Raw genomic sequence first — 15,790 nt, 5'->3', positions numbered from 1 at the left:
GCGCCTGGAAACGGCGGCTGGTTTCCGGTCCCCCCGAAGTACGGATGTGGTCGATCCCGCATTCATCCGTACCGACCCCGGAAAGCCGACGCCCCCATTCGTCACTCGGCTCCCGGTGGTGTCCATGGCGCACAGACTACGCACCGTCAAAACCCGCCGAGCACACAAGTTCACCCCAAATCAGGCAACTTGCCCCTGATGAATAAGTGATGTGATCCCGTTCACCGTCTCCCCACTTGTCGCATCCGGAAGGCCGTTCTATCGTCTTGATGTATCGAGTCGATACATCGGAGCGAGATAAAGCGAGGAGGCGAGCGGATGAGCCGGCGTTCCGGCATCCTCGAGTTCGCCGTCCTCGGCCTGCTCCGCGAGTCCCCGATGCACGGCTACGAGCTGCGCAAACGGCTCAACACCTCGCTGGGTGTGTTCCGTGCGTTCAGCTACGGAACCCTTTACCCCTGCCTCAAGACGCTGGTCGCCAACGGCTGGTTGATCGAGGAGCCGGGGACCTCTCCGGAGGACGCCCTCGCCGCAACACTCGCAGGGCGTCGCGCCAAGATCGTCTATCGGTTGACGGCGGAAGGTAAGGAGCACTTCGAGGAGCTGCTCTCGCAGACCGGTCCGGACGCGTACGAGGACGAGCACTTCGCCGCCCGGTTCGCCTTCTTCGGACAGACGTCGCGCGACGTACGCGTGCGGGTGCTGGAAGGCCGCCGCAGCCGGCTGGAGGAGCGGCTGGAGAAGATGCGCACCTCCTTCGCACGCACCCGGGAGCGACTCGACGACTACACGCTTGAGCTCCAGCGCCACGGGATGGAGTCCGTGGAGCGCGAAGTGCGCTGGCTGAACGAGCTCATCGAGAGCGAGCGGGCCGGACGGGACCTTCGTGGTTCCGACTCCGGGGGGCCCGCTCAGCAGGACACCACACATGGATCGACGGGCGGCCTGCCCCGTTCCGGGGACAACCCCGGCGCGGATACGCCCGACGACACCGCCACGTGAGCGCCCAGTCAGGGCCTCACTCGTACACACAGGGAGCAGCCGGAATGGGTTCGGTTCGCGTAGCCGTCGTCGGCGTGGGCAACTGCGCCGCGTCGCTGGTTCAGGGAGTCGAGTACTACAAGGACGCCGACCCGGCGTCGAAGGTTCCCGGCCTGATGCACGTGCAGTTCGGTGACTACCACGTGCGCGACGTGGAGTTCGTCGCCGCGTTCGACGTCGACGCCAAGAAGGTCGGCCTCGACCTCGCGGACGCGATCGGCGCCTCCGAGAACAACACCATCAAGATCTGCGACGTGCCGAACACCGGCGTGACCGTCCAGCGCGGCCACACCCTCGACGGCCTCGGCAAGTACTACCGCGAGACCATCGAGGAGTCCGAGGCCGAGCCGGTCGACGTCGTCCAGATCCTCAAGGACAAGCAGGTCGACGTACTCGTCTGCTACCTCCCGGTGGGTTCGGAGGACGCGGCGAAGTTCTACGCCCAGTGCGCCATCGACGCCAAGGTCGCCTTCGTCAACGCCCTTCCGGTCTTCATCGCCGGCACCAAGGAGTGGGCCGACAAGTTCACCGAGGCGGGCGTCCCGATCGTCGGTGACGACATCAAGTCCCAGGTCGGCGCCACCATCACGCACCGCGTCATGGCGAAGCTGTTCGAGGACCGCGGTGTCATCCTCGACCGCACCATGCAGCTGAACGTCGGCGGCAACATGGACTTCAAGAACATGCTCGAGCGCGAGCGCCTGGAGTCCAAGAAGATCTCCAAGACGCAGGCCGTCACCTCCCAGATCCCCGACCGGGACCTCGGCGAGAAGAACGTCCACATCGGCCCGTCCGACTACGTGGCCTGGCTGGACGACCGCAAGTGGGCCTACGTCCGCCTCGAGGGCCGCGCCTTCGGTGACGTCCCGCTGAACCTGGAGTACAAGCTCGAGGTCTGGGACTCCCCGAACTCGGCCGGCGTCATCATCGACGCGCTGCGCGCCGCGAAGATCGCCAAGGACCGCGGCATCGGCGGCCCCATCCTGTCGGCGTCCTCGTACTTCATGAAGTCCCCGCCGGTGCAGTACTTCGACGACGAGGCCCGTGAGAACGTCGAGAAGTTCATCAGGGGAGAGGTCGAGCGCTAACCACGCGCCCCCGCACTGAAAACGCTCCTGCCAGGGCTCCGAGGGTCCCCGGGTACTCCACCCGGGGACCCTCGCCTGTGTGAGGCTGTGCTCCATGGCCGTCGTCCGTGACCTGCGCGTCCTGCTCCGCTTCCGGTACTTCCGGCGCCTGCTCGCCGTACGGCTGCTCTCCCAGGGCGCGGACGGCGTCTACCAGGTCGCGCTCGCCGCCTACGTCGTCTTCTCGCCAGAGAAGCAGACCTCGGCCGCCGCCATCGCCTCCGCCATGGCGGTCCTGCTCCTGCCGTACTCCCTCGTGGGCCCTTTCGCCGGCGTCCTCCTGGACCGCTGGCGCCGCCGCCAGGTCTTCCTCTACGGCAACCTGCTGCGGGCCCTGATGGCCTCCGCGACGGCCCTGCTGATCCTCGGTCACGCCCCGGACTGGCTCTTCTACGTCTCCGCCCTGTCCGTCACCGCCGTCAACCGCTTCGTCCTGGCGGGCCTGTCCGCCGCCCTGCCACGTGTCGTGGACGCCGAACGGCTCGTGCTGGCGAACTCCCTCTCCCCGACCGCCGGCACCCTCGCCGCGGCCGCCGGTGGCGGACTCGCCTTCGTCGTACGGCTTGTGGTGGCCGACTCCGACGCCGCCGTGGTCCTGCTGGGCGCGCTTCTGTACCTGTGCGGGGCGCTCGCGGCCCTGCGCCTCGGGGCCGAACAGCTAGGCCCTGATCCGGAGTTGATCCAGCCCCGCCTGGCCGCGGCGCTCACCGGCACCGCACGCGACCTGGCCGGGGCGATACGCCACCTCGCCGCCCCGCCCCGCCGGGAGGCGGCCTGGGCTCTCGTCGCGATGACCCTGATGCGGTTCTGCTACGGGGCCCTGCTGGTGATGCTGCTGATGCTGTGCCGGTACGCCTTCTCCTCGACCACCGAGGAGGGACTGCGCCTGCTGGGGCTGGCGCTGGGGACGTCCGCCGCCGGCTTCTTCGCGGCGGCCGTGCTGACGCCCTGGGCGGCGGGGCGCCTCGGCCCGGGCCGCTGGATCGTCGTCTGCGCCGCCACGGCGGCGCTCCTGGAACCCGCTCTCGGCCTGCCGTTCGCCATCGGTCCGATGCTGGTCGCGACGTTCGTCCTCGGAGTGACCACGCAGGGAGCGAAGATCGCGACCGACACCGTGGTGCAGTCCTCGGTCGACGACGGCTTCCGCGGCCGGGTCTTCTCCGTCTACGACGTCCTGTTCAACGTCGCCTTCGTGGGCGCCGCCGCGGTGGCCGCCCTGATGCTGCCGCCGGACGGCCGCTCAGCCCCGCTGGTGATCACGGTCGCCGTCATCTACACGGCGGTTGCGGCGGCTATGGCCCGCTTTGGCCTTCGGTAAGTGTCACATCAAGGCCACAGAGTCCCTCCCGGTGACAGGAGTGTCAGTGGTGGCCGGTAACTTACCTGCGTCTTACGCCGCTCTTATACAGAGCATTCACCAACTCTCCAGGGGGAACCCACCGTGTCCACTCCGCCCCAGGGTCAGAACCCGTTCGCACAGGGACAGCAGCCGCAGGGACAGGCTCCGTACCCGCCCCAGGGCGGCTACCCGCAGCAGCCGGGTCAGCCTGGGTTCCCCCCGCAGGGCACCGCGCCGTACGCGCCGATTCCCCCGCAGCGGAGCCGCAAGCTCAGCTTCAAGGCGATCCGTATCATCCTGGTGATCGCCGTCGCCCTGGGCTTCGGTGCTTACAAGTTCATATCCGGCCAGGACGACGCCGACACGGCCAAGGTCGGTGACTGCATGCACCGCGGCAGCGCCAACGACACCAACCCGGACCTCGAGGTCGTGAAGTGCAGCGACACGAAGGCCCAGTACGTGGTGCTGGCCAAGATCAGCGGCAAGTTCGGCCAGACCGAGGCCGAGACGAAGTGCACCGCCGCCGCGAAGGACTTCCAGTACTCCTACACCCAGAGCGGTGACGGTAGCGACTTCCTGCTCTGCCTGAAGGACTACAAGAAGTAGGTCGAGCAGACCGAGGGGCGGTGTTTCACGTGAAACACCGCCCCTCGGCTCATCCCGGGGTCATGTTTCACGTGAAACATGACCCCTTTTTCGCGCCCTCAGCTCTGCTCGGCCCACCACTCCTTGAGTGCTCGCGTGGCGGCTTCCTCGTCCATGGGGCCGCTTTCCAGACGCAGTTCCAGCATGTGCTTGTACGCCTGGCCGATGACGGGGCCCGGCCCCACTCCGAGGATCTGCATGATCTGGTTGCCGTCGAGGTCCGGGCGGATCGCGTCCAGTTCCTCCTGCTCCTGGAGCTGGGCGATGCGCTCCTCCAGGCCGTCGTAGGCGCGCGAGAGCGCCGCCGCCTTCCGCTTGTTGCGGGTCGTGCAGTCGGAGCGGGTGAGCTTGTGGAGGCGGTCGAGGAGCGGGCCGGCGTCTCGGACGTAGCGGCGGACGGCGGAGTCCGTCCACTCGCCGGTGCCGTATCCGTGGAAGCGCAGGTGGAGTTCGACCAGACGTGAGACGTCCTTCACCAGTTCGTTGGAGTACTTGAGCGCGGCCATCCGCTTCTTCGTCATCTTCGCCCCGACCACCTCGTGGTGGTGGAACGAGACCCGTCCGTCCTTCTCGAACCGGCGCGTGCGCGGCTTGCCGATGTCGTGCAGGAGCGCGGCCAGGCGCAGGGTCAGGTCGGGTCCGTCCTTCTCCAGGGCGATCGCCTGCTCCAGGACGATGAGGGTGTGCTCGTAGACGTCCTTGTGACGGTGGTGCTCGTCGCTCTCCAGACGCAGGGCCGGGAGCTCGGGCAGCACGTGGTCCGCGAGACCGGTGTCGACGAGCAGCGTCAGGCCCTTGCGCGGGTTCGCGGACAGGATCAGCTTGTTCAGCTCCTCCCGCACTCGCTCGGCCGAGACGATCTCGATGCGCGCGGCCATCTCCTTCATGGCCGTCACGACCTCGGGAGCCACGTCGAAGTCGAGCTGCGCGGCGAACCGGGCGGCCCTCATCATCCGCAGCGGGTCGTCGGAGAAGGACGCCTCGGGGGTGCCCGGGGTGCGCAGCACGCGCCTCGTCAGGTCGGCACGCCCGTCGTGCGGGTCGATGAACTTCTTCTCCGGGAGCGCGAGAGCCATCGCGTTCACCGTGAAGTCACGCCGGACGAGGTCCTCCTCGATGCAGTCGCCGTACGACACCTCGGGCTTGCGTGACGTCCGGTCGTAGGCCTCCGACCGGTAGGTCGTGACCTCGATCTGGTAGCCGTCCTTCTGCGCGCCTACGGTCCCGAAGGCGATACCGACCTCCCAGACGGCGTCCGCCCACGGCCGCACGATCTTCAGGACGTCCTCGGGCCGCGCGTCGGTCGTGAAGTCGAGGTCGTTGCCGAGCCGGCCGAGCAACGCGTCCCGAACCGAGCCGCCGACCAGGGCGAGCGAGAAGCCTGCCTCCTGGAAGCGACGGGCGAGGTCATCGGCGACGGGAGCCACCGACAGCTGCTCACTCGACATGCGGTGCGGCACCTCACTCTGGGCACGGGGGTTGTCTTCGTTGGCGTTCGGCACAACAGAAGAGAGTACGTGTCCCGGGGGACCCGGGGCGCCTCCATTGATCGCGCACAACTCGGCCGGGGACGTCTGCTTCGATAACCGCCCAAGACCGTTGGTGGTGACCTACGACACCGTTCCCCTCTATACATGCATATACAGGGCAGCTCGGCGCCGCCGGCCGATCTTGTGGAGCGGACCGCGGCACTTACCCTCAGCGCGCATCGTTACCATGCGTGGACGCACATTGCGACGACCACTGACGACGACGAGGGACGGGCGAGCGCGTGGCCGAAGCGGCAGACTTCCAGGGGACCACTCCCTCACCTGCCCGCCGGTGGCTGCGGCGCTCCGGAGCACTGCTCGCCGGAGCGCCCCTACTGGCCGGTCTGCTGCAGCTGCCCGCGAGCGCGGCCACGCAGGCCTCTGTGCAGGACGCCTCCGGCGCCGGCTCGGTGTCCGTGGCCCTGGACTCCCTCAGTCCCTCCGCTCCCGCGGACGGCGACACGCTGACCGTGTCCGGCACGGTGACCAACAACGGCAAGCAGACCGTCACCGGCGCCCACGTGGGGCTGCGGGTGGGCCCCGAGGTCAGCACCCGCTCGGGCATCGACGACATCGCCCGCAGCAGTGACAGCGTCCCGGGCGCGAGCGGCGCGGAGGTCGGCGGCAAGTACGCCGAGAAGTTCGCCAAGCTCACTCCGGGGGTCGCCGAGCACTTCAGCATCTCGGTGCCGGTCGACAAGCTCGACCTCGGCGGTGACGGGATCTACCAGTTCGCCGTCGCGCTGTCCGGGCAGACCGCGGCACAGCCCTGGGTCCAGACCCTCGGCGTCCAGCGGACCTTCCTCCCCTGGCAGGCCGAGGCGGCGGACACGAAGACGAAGACGACCTTCCTCTGGCCGCTCGTCTCCACCGTCCACCTGACCGCCGAGACGGGACCGAACGACCAGCAGACGCCGGTCTTCCTCGACGACGACCTCGCCAAGGAGATCTCCCCCGGCGGCCGCCTGGACGAGATGCTGACCCTCGGTGAGGGTCTCGACGTCACTTGGGTGCTCGACCCCGACCTGATCGCCTCCGTCGACGCGATGGCGCGCAGCTACAAGATCAAGAACGAGGACGGGACCACCACGGTCGGGACCCACCAGGCGGTCGCCAAGCGGTGGCTCGACGAGCTGCAGAAGGCGGTGGCGGACCAGGAGGTCGTCGCTCTGCCCTTCGCCGACCCGGACCTCGCGTCCCTGGCGCACAACGGCACGGGCGTCACCGGCTCCCTGAACCACCTGAACGAGGCCACCGACGTGGCGGCCACGACGGTCAGGACCGTGCTGCATGTGACGCCCGCCACAGACTTCGCCTGGCCCGTGGACGGTGCCGTCGACCCGTCGATCGTCAAGGTCGCCACCTCCGCCGGTGCCGACAAGGTGATCGTCCGCAGCGACAGCCTCCAGGAGACCGGCGGTCTGTCCTACACGCCCTCCGCGGCCCGTCCGATCGGCGGCGGCACCACGGCGGTCGTCGCGGACGCCCGGCTGTCGACGGCCTTCCAGGGCGATCTGACGAAGGCCTCCTCCTCCACCCTCGCCGTACAGCGGTTCCTGGCCCAGAGCCTGGCGCTCAACACCCAGACGGACAAGCAGCGCAGCATCGTCGTCGCACCCCAGCGCATGCCCACCACGTCCCAGGCGCAGACGATGGCGGACGCGCTGTCGGCCCTGCAGAGCGGGAACTGGTCGCAGACCCAGAAGCTCTCCGCGGCCGCCAAGGCCAAGCCGGATCCGGGCGCCACCACCAGGCTGCCGTCGGCCTCCGCCTATCCTTCCTCGCTGCGCCGGCAGGAGCTGCCGCGTTCCGCCTTCGAGCAGATCGCGCGAACACAGGACACCCTCGACAACTTCAAGGGGATCCTGACCAACGACTCGCGCGTGGTGACCCCCTTCGGGCGGGCCATGAACCGCGACATGTCCACTTCGTGGCGAGGTCGCGCGAGCGCCGCGGAGAGTTTCCGCACCAGTGTGGAGAACCACCTCGGCGAGCTGACCCGTCAGGTCCAACTGATCGAGAAGTCCGACACCAAGCTGTCCGGACGCAGCGCCACGATCCCGGTCACCGTCCGGAACAACCTGGTGCAGGGCGTCCAGCACCTGGTGCTGCGCCTCACCTCGACCAGCCCCAACCGCCTCAAGATCGGCGACTACGCCTTCGACGAGCAGCGCATCACGGTCTCCGGCGGCCACAGCCAGACGGTGAAGTTCACCACTACCGCCAAGGCCAACGGCCAGGCGACGGTCGTCGCCCAGCTGTACACGGAGGACGGTCGGAAGTACGGCGACCCCGTCAGCTTCGACGTCAAGGTCACCGAGTTCACGGCCACGGTCATGCTGGTCATCGGCGGCGGCTTCCTCCTGCTGGTCCTGGCCGGCTTCCGCATGTACACGCAGCGCAAGCGGGCCGCCCGCCAGGCCGAGGAGAACGGCCCCGCCGACGAGACGGACGGGACGGACGAGGGGAACGAGGAACCCGAGAACCCGGAGAGCCCCGCAGCACGTCTCAAGGAGGAGTCCGGTACCGATGCCCGGGCAGGCGACCCTCAGCAGCCGAGTGACCCGACACCGGACACCGCAGCGGAAAGCGCCGACCCCTCGGCCACGGGTGAGAGAGTGGACCGTTGAGCGATGTCGTGGCCGGTGGGCCCGGGACGATGAGGTGGGGTAACCATGAACGCGCCGTACGACGGTGACCGCGGCCAGGCCGCGGGCAGCTCGGGGCACCCCGAGGGCCCGCCGCCCGAGCCCGGACAGGTGCCGCCGCAGCCGCCCGCCGACATGTACCTCCAGGACGCCTACGACCAGGACCCGTACCGGGAGCAGGACCTCGCCGCCCAGGACCCGGTGGCCGAGGCCCTCTACGACCGCGCCGCGCACCCCCCGCCGCCCCCCGGCACGTACGAGCCGCAGCAGCCCCAGTACGGCCGCCCGCCGCAGTCGGCGTACGCCCCGGACCCGCACGTGTGGGCCCAGACCCCTGCGCCGGAGCCGGACGGCCCGACCCAGTACCTGCCCTACGGCGACAACCGGCGCACGGCCCAGTACGTGGGCGTCGACGATCTGGTGACCCAGGCCGGCGAGGAGCGCCACGAGCCGGACGCGTTCGCGCACCTCTTCCGGGACCAGCAGCAGGGCAGCGGCCGCCCGACCGATCCCCCGTCGGTGCCGAGCCCGGCCGCCGCCCCCGGTGGGTCCGCCCCGGCGGCGCAGTACTCGCAGCCGACGGCTCCCGTGCCCGCGGCCGACCAGACGATGAACCTCACCGCCACGGCCGGCGCCGACCAGACGCTGAACCTGGGCGCTGCTCCCATCGCGGCCCCCGAGGCCCCCGCCCCTGCCGCGAAGAAGGGCGGGAAGGCCGGCGGACTGCTCAAGTCGAGCGCCGTGATGGCGGCGGGCACGATGGTCTCCCGCCTCACCGGCTTCGTCCGCTCGGCGCTGATCGTCTCCGCGCTGGGCACGGCACTTCTCGGTGACACCTTCCAGGTCGCCTACCAGCTGCCGACCATGATCTACATCCTCACCGTCGGCGGCGGTCTCAACTCCGTCTTCGTGCCTCAGCTCGTGCGGGCCATGAAGGAGGACGACGACGGCGGCGAGGCCTTCGCCAACCGGCTGCTCACCCTGGTGATCGTCGCTCTCGCGGCGCTCACCGCGGTCGCGGTCCTCGCCGCGCCGGTGCTCGTGCGGGTGCTGTCGGTGAAGGTCGCGGGCGACCCGCCCGCCAACGAGGTCGCCGTCACCTTCACCCGCTACTTCCTGCCCTCCATCTTCTTCATGGGCATCCATGTGGTGATGGGCCAGATCCTCAACGCCCGCGGCAAGTTCGGCGCGATGATGTGGACCCCGGTCCTGAACAACATCGTCATCATCGTGACGCTGGGCATGTTCCTGTGGGTCTACGGCACGTCGGCGCACTCGCACATCACGGTCACGAGCATCCCGCCGGAGGGCCAGCGGCTCCTCGGCATCGGTGTTCTCCTCGGGCTGGTCGTCCAGGCCCTGGCGATGATTCCCTACCTGCGCGAGACCGGGTTCCGGCTGCGCCTGCGCTTCGACTGGAAGGGCCACGGCCTCGGCAAGGCCGCGATGCTCGCCAAGTGGACGGTGCTGTTCGTCCTCGCGAACCAGGCGGGCGCCCTCGTCGTCACTCAGCTGGCGACGGCGGCCGTCAAGGACACGAACATCGCCGGCACCGGCTTCAGCGCCTACGCCAACGCCCAGCTGATCTGGGGCCTGCCGCAGGCGATCATCACCGTCTCCCTGATGGCGGCGCTGCTGCCACGCATCTCGCGTTCGGCCGCCGAGGGCGACAGCGGCGCGGTCCGCGACGACATCTCCCAGGGCCTGCGCACCACGGCCGTGGCCATCGTGCCGATCGCCTTCGGCTTCCTCGCCCTCGGCATCCCGATGTGCACGCTCATCTTCGGCACCTCGGGCACCGGCGCCGCCACCAACATGGGCTACATGCTGATGGCTTTCGGCCTCGGCCTGATCCCGTACTCGGTGCAGTACGTCGTCCTGCGCGCCTTCTACGCCTACGAGGACACCCGGACGCCCTTCTACAACACGGTCATCGTGGCCGCGGTCAACGCGAGTGCCTCGGCGCTGTGTTACTTCCTGCTGCCGGCCCGCTGGGCCGTGGCAGGCATGGCAGCCGCGTACGGCCTCGCCTACGCGATCGGCGTCGGCGTGGCCTGGAACCGGCTGCGCAAGCGCCTGGGCGGCGACCTGGACGGCGCCCGTGTGCTGCGGACGTACGCCAGGCTCTGCATCGCCTCGGTGCCGGCCGCCGCCCTCAGCGGCGTGGCCTGCTACGGGATCGGCACCACGCTCGGCCAGGGCGTCGTCGGATCCTTCGCGGCGATGCTGGTCGGCGGGGCGGTACTCCTCGGAGTCTTCTTCGTCGCCGCCCGCAAGATGCGTATCGAGGAACTGAACTCACTGGTCGGCATGGTCCGCGGGCGTCTGGGGCGCTGACGCGGGGGTACGCGCACAACCATCGTCCGCCACCGCGTGTCGTGCATAGCGGCGGACTGTGGGCACAATTGGTTTCGGCGTCGGACGGCGCGCACGGAAGTCGGTCGGCGCGCGATGGATGGGGAGGCAGGGACGACGGTGGCGGAACGGAGCACGGCTGCCGTCGACGTGGCAGACAACAGCGGCGATGAGCCGCTGACCGCGGAGGCGGACCAGTCCACGGCCGACGGGGTGGCCCAGAACCGGGAGCGGGACACGGACATCGACGAGGCACAGGGGAGTGGCGGGACCGAAGGTTCCGGGAAGGCCTCAACGCCCGAGCTGCACAGCGGGCACAAGCTCGCCAGACGGTACCGGCTCGAGGAGTGCGTCACCCGTCTGGACGGATTCAGCAGTTGGCGGGCCGTCGACGAGAAACTGCGTCGCGCCGTCGGCGTTCACATCCTGCCCGCGGACCACGCGCGGGCGCGTTCCGTCCTCGCCGCCGCCCGTTCCGCGGCACTCCTCGGCGACCCGCGCTTCGTCCAGGTCCTCGACGCCGTCGAGGAGAACGACCTCGTCTACGTCGTCCACGAGTGGCTGCCCGACGCCACCGAGATGACCGCGCTCCTGGCCTCCGGGCCGCTGGAGCCGTACGACGCCTACCAGATGGTCAGCCAGATCGCCGCCGCCATGGCCGCGGCGCACCGTGAGGGCCTGGCGCATCTGCGCCTGAACCCCAACGCCGTGCTGCGGACGTCGAGCGGCCAGTGGCGCATCCGCGGCCTCGCCGTCAACGCCGGCCTGCGCGGCATCAGTTCCGAGACCCCGCAGCGCACCGACACCGAGGCCATCGGCGCGCTGCTGTACGCGGCGCTCACCCAGCGCTGGCCGTACGAGAGCGACGCCTACGGTCTGGCCGGGCTGCCCAAGGACGTCGGCCTGATCGCGCCCGACCAGGTGCGGGCCGGTGTCCACCGCGGCCTGTCCGAGCTCTCCATGCGGGCCCTCGCCAACGACGGGGCGACCGCCTCCCGGCACGAGTCCGCGTGCACGACGCCGGAGGAACTGGTGAAGGCGATCGGCGAGATGCCCCGCATCCGCCCGCCGGAGCCGACGTTCACCGCACCGCCGGAGTACCAGCGCACGACGTACCAGCAGGGCACCTACGGTCGGCCGGCACCCCACCCCGGAGCCACCCAGCCCGTCCCGACTCCCCCGGCGCCCCTGCAGAGCCGCACCGGCAAGGCACTGAAGTGGGCTGTCTCGGCCCTCCTCATCGCCGCACTGGGTCTTGGCAGTTGGCAGCTGGCCGAAGTCCTCATGGACAACGGCAGCAAGAACGACGACACCAACAAGACGCAGACGACGGACGGGAACGACAAGAACAGCGGCAAGGCCAAGCCGGTCAGGACGCTCAAGATCCAGAGCGCTCAGGAGTACGTCGCCAAGGGCGACGCCCAGCACCCGGGCGACGTCGGGAAGACGTACGACAGCGACAGCTCCACGTACTGGCGCACCGCCAGCTACAAGGACGGCCCGGACATGAACCCGGTCTTCAAGCCGGGCGTCGGCATCGTCTACGACCTCGGCTCGGAGCAGGAGGTCTCGGGCGCGTCGATAGGGCTTCTGTTCGGCGGGGACCACACGACGGTCACGCTGTACGCCACGGATTCGATGAGCTCGTCGGTTCCGCTCACCCAGATGAAGAAACTGGGATCGGTGAAGACCACGGCCACCACCGCCAAGGTGACGGTCGCCAAGCCGGTGAAGAGCCGGTACGTGCTGGTGTGGTTCACCGCGCTGCCGTACGCGCAGGGCGACAACTACAGCAGCGCGGGTTACAAGCAGGCCATAACAGACCTCAAGTTCACCGGCTGAGCAGTCCAGGGGGAGGGGGTCCGATGGCAGATGACACCGCATACGGCGACGCGAGCGATCAGGATCTCCTGGCCCGCCATGTGAATGGCGACCCGGACGCCTTCGGTGAGCTCGTACGGCGGCATCGTGACCGTCTCTGGGCGGTCGCCCTGCGAACGCTGGGCGACCGCGAGGAGGCCGCTGACGCCGTCCAGGACGCCCTCGTCTCCGCCTACCGGGCCGCCCACACCTTCCGCGGCCAGTCGGCCGTCACGACCTGGCTGCACCGGATCACGGTGAACGCCTGCCTCGACCGCGCCCGGAAGGCGGCCTCCCGCAAGACCTCCCCCGTTGACGACACCGAGCGGCTGGAGCAGCTGCTGGAGCCGCACGAGGAGGCCTCGGCACCGGCCGAACGCAACGATCTGCACCGTCAGCTGCTGGAGGCCCTCGGCACTCTGCCGCCCGACCAGCGTGCCGCCCTCGTTCTCGTGGACATGCAGGGATACCCCGTCGCCGAGGCCGCCCGTGTCCTCGACGTCCCCACCGGCACGGTGAAGAGCCGCTGCGCCCGCGGCCGAGCCAGACTCCTGCCGCTCCTCACCCATCTGCGACCGGAAAGCGCCGGTGGCGGAAAGGAAACGGGTGTGGAGCGGAACCGGACTCAGGGGACATCCGTCCCACCGGCAGCGGGACCGCCGACTGTCGGCCCCCGTGATACCGGGCCGAGCGATCCAGCTGCTGTGAAGGGCGGAGGTGGGCGAGCGTGACATCCACGACGGACATGGCCGGGCACCCGGACGTCGCCGAGATCTCCGACCTCGCCGAGGGGCTGCTCCCGCCGTCCCGGACCGCCGACATCCGACGGCATCTGGACGAGTGCGAGCTCTGTGCCGACGTACACGCCTCGCTGGAGGAGATCCGGGGGCTGCTCGGCACCCTGCCCGGACCGACCCGCATGCCCGCCGACGTCGCCGGGCGCATCGATGCCGCGCTCGCTGCCGAGGCACTGCTGAACGCCACGGCGCCCGCGGCGGAGGACTTCACCTCGCCCGTCACCGCATCCCGCTCGGATGCCGACGTCGACGACAGCGCTCATGTTTCACGTGAAACATCGGTGGCTGCCGACCGCCCGTCCGGCCACGCGCGCTCGTCGTCGACCGGGCCGGGCCGCAAGGACCGCAACCGAGGCGGGCGTCGCAGGATCGCCGTCCTCGGCGGCGTCTTCGCCGTCGCCGCTCTCGGGCTCGGTTCGGTCCTGGTCGCGACCTTCGACGACGGCAAACCCAGCGGGGAAAGCGGTCGGCAGACCGCCGCGGCGGACACCTTCTCCGACAAGAAGCTGGGGCAGCAGGTCTCGGACCTTCTCGCCAAGGGGCAGAAGTCCGGGCGGGGTTCCGTCGCCCCGCACAACAGCGTCGGTATCCAGGGCGGTCCCAGCATCGTGTCACCGAAGCTGGATCGGGCACTCACGGTGCCCTCCTGCGTCCTGAGGGGGATCGGACGCAACGACGCCGCGCTGGCCACCGAGGAGGGCGTCTACAAGGGGACCGACGTCCTGCTGGTGGTGCTCCCCGACCCGTCCGACAGCAACAGGGTGAACGCGTACCTCGTGGAGACGTCCTGCGTGACCCACCCGTCCTCGGCCAAGGCCAAGGTTCTGCTGACGCACTCCTACACCAAGCCGTAGAGGCCGACGCTTCGGCTCCGCCCCGCGTGGCAGCCGGTACGGAGGCGTGTCCGGAGCACACCACGGCTCCGTGCTGCGTGTGCCCGGACACAGCGGGAATGCGCGCCCCTTAGGATCCGTTGGGTGGGGTGAGAGCTTCGAGAGGGGCTCCCTCCGGTCAGACGACGCAGTCCAGAGACGAGGAATCAAGCCGTGAGCGACGTCCGTAACGTGATCATCATCGGCTCCGGGCCCGCCGGCTACACGGCGGCGCTCTACACCGCGCGGGCGTCGCTGAAGCCGCTGGTCTTCGAGGGCGCAGTCACCGCCGGCGGTGCGCTCATGAACACCACCGAGGTGGAGAACTTCCCCGGCTTCCAGGACGGCATCATGGGCCCCGAGCTCATGGACAACATGCGCGCCCAGGCCGAGCGCTTCGGCGCCGAGCTCATCCCGGACGACGTCGTCTCCGTCGACCTGACCGGTGACATCAAGACCGTCACGGACACCGCCGGCACCGTGCACAAGGCGAAGGCCGTCATCGTCACCACCGGTTCGCAGCACCGCAAGCTCGGTCTGCCGAACGAGGACACGCTCTCCGGCCGCGGTGTCTCCTGGTGTGCCACCTGTGACGGCTTCTTCTTCAAGGACCAGGACATCGCCGTGATCGGCGGCGGCGACACCGCGATGGAGGAGGCCACCTTCCTCTCGCGCTTCGCCAAGTCCGTGACGATCGTCCACCGTCGCGACACCCTGCGCGCCTCCAAGGCGATGCAGGAGCGTGCGTTCGCCGACCCGAAGATCAAGTTCGTGTGGGACAGCGAGGTCGCCGAGATCCAGGGCGAGCAGAAGCTGTCGGGCCTGAAGCTGCGCAACCTGAAGACGGGCGAGCTGAGCGACCTGGCGGTCACCGGCCTGTTCATCGCGATCGGCCACGACCCGCGCACCGAGCTCTTCAAGGGCCAGCTCGACCTGGACGAGGAGGGCTACCTCAAGGTCGCCGCCCCCTCGACGCGCACCAACCTGACCGGGGTGTTCGCCGCCGGTGACGTCGTCGACCACACGTACCGCCAGGCGATCACCGCTGCCGGTACCGGCTGCTCGTCCGCTCTCGATGCCGAGCGCTTCCTCGCCGCCCTCGCGGACGAGGAGCAGGCCGAGCCCGAGAAGACCTCTGTCTGATCCCCGTCCACCCCGCCCCACCGCACACCAGTAAAAGGAGCGCCCGCTGTGGCCGACCTGAAGAACGTGACCGACGACTCCTTCGAGCAGGACGTCCTCAAGAGCGACAAGCCCGTCCTGGTGGACTTCTGGGCCGCCTGGTGCGGTCCGTGCCGCCAGATCGCTCCGTCGCTCGAGGCGATCGCCAAGGAGTACGGCGACAAGATCGAGGTCGTCAAGCTCAACATCGACGAGAACCCGGGTACGGCAGCCAAGTACGGCGTCATGTCCATCCCGACGCTGAACGTCTACCAGGGTGGCGAGGTCGCCAAGACCATCGTCGGCGCCAAGCCGAAGGCCGCGATCGTCCGCGACCTCGAGGACTTCATCGCCGAGTGACGTTTCACGTGAAACATGAAGGGGCCGACCCGTCGGGGTCGGCCCCTTCGCGTTGA

General features: G+C 69.3%; 12 protein-coding genes. 11 read left to right on the top strand and 1 reads right to left on the bottom strand.

The features are described 5' to 3' along the window. Positions 1 to 318: 318 nt before the first annotated feature. The 4 genes from ACIGDI_RS37470 (at position 319) to ACIGDI_RS37455 (ending at position 4,113) form a co-directional block, all read left to right on the top strand. Positions 319 to 1,002: a helix-turn-helix transcriptional regulator gene (locus ACIGDI_RS37470; RefSeq protein ID WP_399906501.1), complete on the top strand. Its 684-nt coding sequence runs from the start codon at positions 319 to 321 to the stop codon at positions 1,000 to 1,002. A 44-nt stretch (positions 1,003 to 1,046) separates the two neighbouring features. After that, complete coding sequence (locus tag ACIGDI_RS37465; protein ID WP_399906498.1) at positions 1,047 to 2,129, top strand: inositol-3-phosphate synthase; 1,083 nt, start codon at positions 1,047 to 1,049, stop codon at positions 2,127 to 2,129. Between the two features lie 94 nt (positions 2,130 to 2,223). Further along, positions 2,224 to 3,486, top strand: coding sequence for an MFS transporter (locus tag ACIGDI_RS37460; protein ID WP_399906495.1), 1,263 nt, complete (start codon positions 2,224 to 2,226; stop codon positions 3,484 to 3,486). A gap of 123 nt (positions 3,487 to 3,609) precedes the next feature. Next, the gene (locus ACIGDI_RS37455; RefSeq protein ID WP_399906493.1) at positions 3,610 to 4,113 is read left to right on the top strand and encodes a hypothetical protein; all 504 of its coding nucleotides are present in this window, start codon (positions 3,610 to 3,612) and stop codon (positions 4,111 to 4,113) included. 98 nt (positions 4,114 to 4,211) lie between these two features. On the opposite strand, the gene ACIGDI_RS37450 is transcribed toward ACIGDI_RS37455, so the two are convergent. Then, entirely contained in the window at positions 4,212 to 5,654 is a 1,443-nt protein-coding gene (locus ACIGDI_RS37450) for a CCA tRNA nucleotidyltransferase (protein ID WP_399906490.1), read from the bottom strand. Positions 5,655 to 5,923: 269 nt separating this feature from the next. Here ACIGDI_RS37450 and ACIGDI_RS37445 point away from each other — a divergent pair, with 269 nt between their 5' ends. From ACIGDI_RS37445 to trxA, 7 genes are all read left to right on the top strand, one after another. Beyond that, positions 5,924 to 8,311, top strand: a complete 2,388-nt coding sequence (locus tag ACIGDI_RS37445; RefSeq protein WP_399906487.1) for a DUF6049 family protein — start codon at positions 5,924 to 5,926, stop codon at positions 8,309 to 8,311. Positions 8,312 to 8,356: 45 nt separating this feature from the next. Further along, positions 8,357 to 10,666: a murein biosynthesis integral membrane protein MurJ gene (gene murJ / locus ACIGDI_RS37440; RefSeq protein WP_399906484.1), complete on the top strand. Its 2,310-nt coding sequence runs from the start codon at positions 8,357 to 8,359 to the stop codon at positions 10,664 to 10,666. Between the two features lie 138 nt (positions 10,667 to 10,804). Further along, positions 10,805 to 12,526: a serine/threonine protein kinase gene (locus tag ACIGDI_RS37435; RefSeq protein ID WP_399906482.1), complete on the top strand. Its 1,722-nt coding sequence runs from the start codon at positions 10,805 to 10,807 to the stop codon at positions 12,524 to 12,526. A gap of 23 nt (positions 12,527 to 12,549) precedes the next feature. Continuing rightward, complete coding sequence (gene sigM / locus ACIGDI_RS37430; RefSeq protein WP_399906479.1) at positions 12,550 to 13,275, top strand: RNA polymerase sigma factor SigM; 726 nt, start codon at positions 12,550 to 12,552, stop codon at positions 13,273 to 13,275. Beyond that, positions 13,272 to 14,195: an anti-sigma factor family protein gene (locus ACIGDI_RS37425; protein WP_399906477.1), complete on the top strand. Its 924-nt coding sequence runs from the start codon at positions 13,272 to 13,274 to the stop codon at positions 14,193 to 14,195. Before sigM ends, ACIGDI_RS37425 begins: the two co-directional genes overlap by 4 nt. A gap of 192 nt (positions 14,196 to 14,387) precedes the next feature. Further along, entirely contained in the window at positions 14,388 to 15,356 is a 969-nt protein-coding gene (gene trxB / locus ACIGDI_RS37420; RefSeq protein WP_399906474.1) for a thioredoxin-disulfide reductase, read from the top strand. A gap of 48 nt (positions 15,357 to 15,404) precedes the next feature. Beyond that, a complete protein-coding gene (trxA, locus tag ACIGDI_RS37415; protein ID WP_058924306.1) occupies positions 15,405 to 15,734 on the top strand; it encodes a thioredoxin in 330 nt (109 codons plus the stop codon). Positions 15,735 to 15,790 lie beyond the last annotated feature (56 nt).

It is taken from the genome of Streptomyces sp. NPDC085900 (genome assembly GCF_044540925.1).
In the GTDB taxonomy this organism is placed as follows: domain Bacteria; phylum Actinomycetota; class Actinomycetes; order Streptomycetales; family Streptomycetaceae; genus Streptomyces; species Streptomyces gilvifuscus.
Note: the sequence above shows the minus strand (reverse complement) of the source record. Positions and strands in the feature narration are given on the sequence as shown.

Excerpts from the sequence above, each read along its gene's own strand:
- ACIGDI_RS37465 (WP_399906498.1), top strand. The coding sequence starts at position 1,047 with ATGGGTTCGGTTCGCGTAGCCGTCGTCGGCGTGGGCAACTGCGCCGCG.
- sigM (WP_399906479.1), top strand. The coding sequence starts at position 12,550 with ATGGCAGATGACACCGCATACGGCGACGCGAGCGATCAGGATCTCCTG.
- ACIGDI_RS37460 (WP_399906495.1), top strand. The coding sequence starts at position 2,224 with ATGGCCGTCGTCCGTGACCTGCGCGTCCTGCTCCGCTTCCGGTACTTC.
- ACIGDI_RS37470 (WP_399906501.1), top strand. The coding sequence starts at position 319 with ATGAGCCGGCGTTCCGGCATCCTCGAGTTCGCCGTCCTCGGCCTGCTC.
- murJ (WP_399906484.1), top strand. The coding sequence starts at position 8,357 with ATGAACGCGCCGTACGACGGTGACCGCGGCCAGGCCGCGGGCAGCTCG.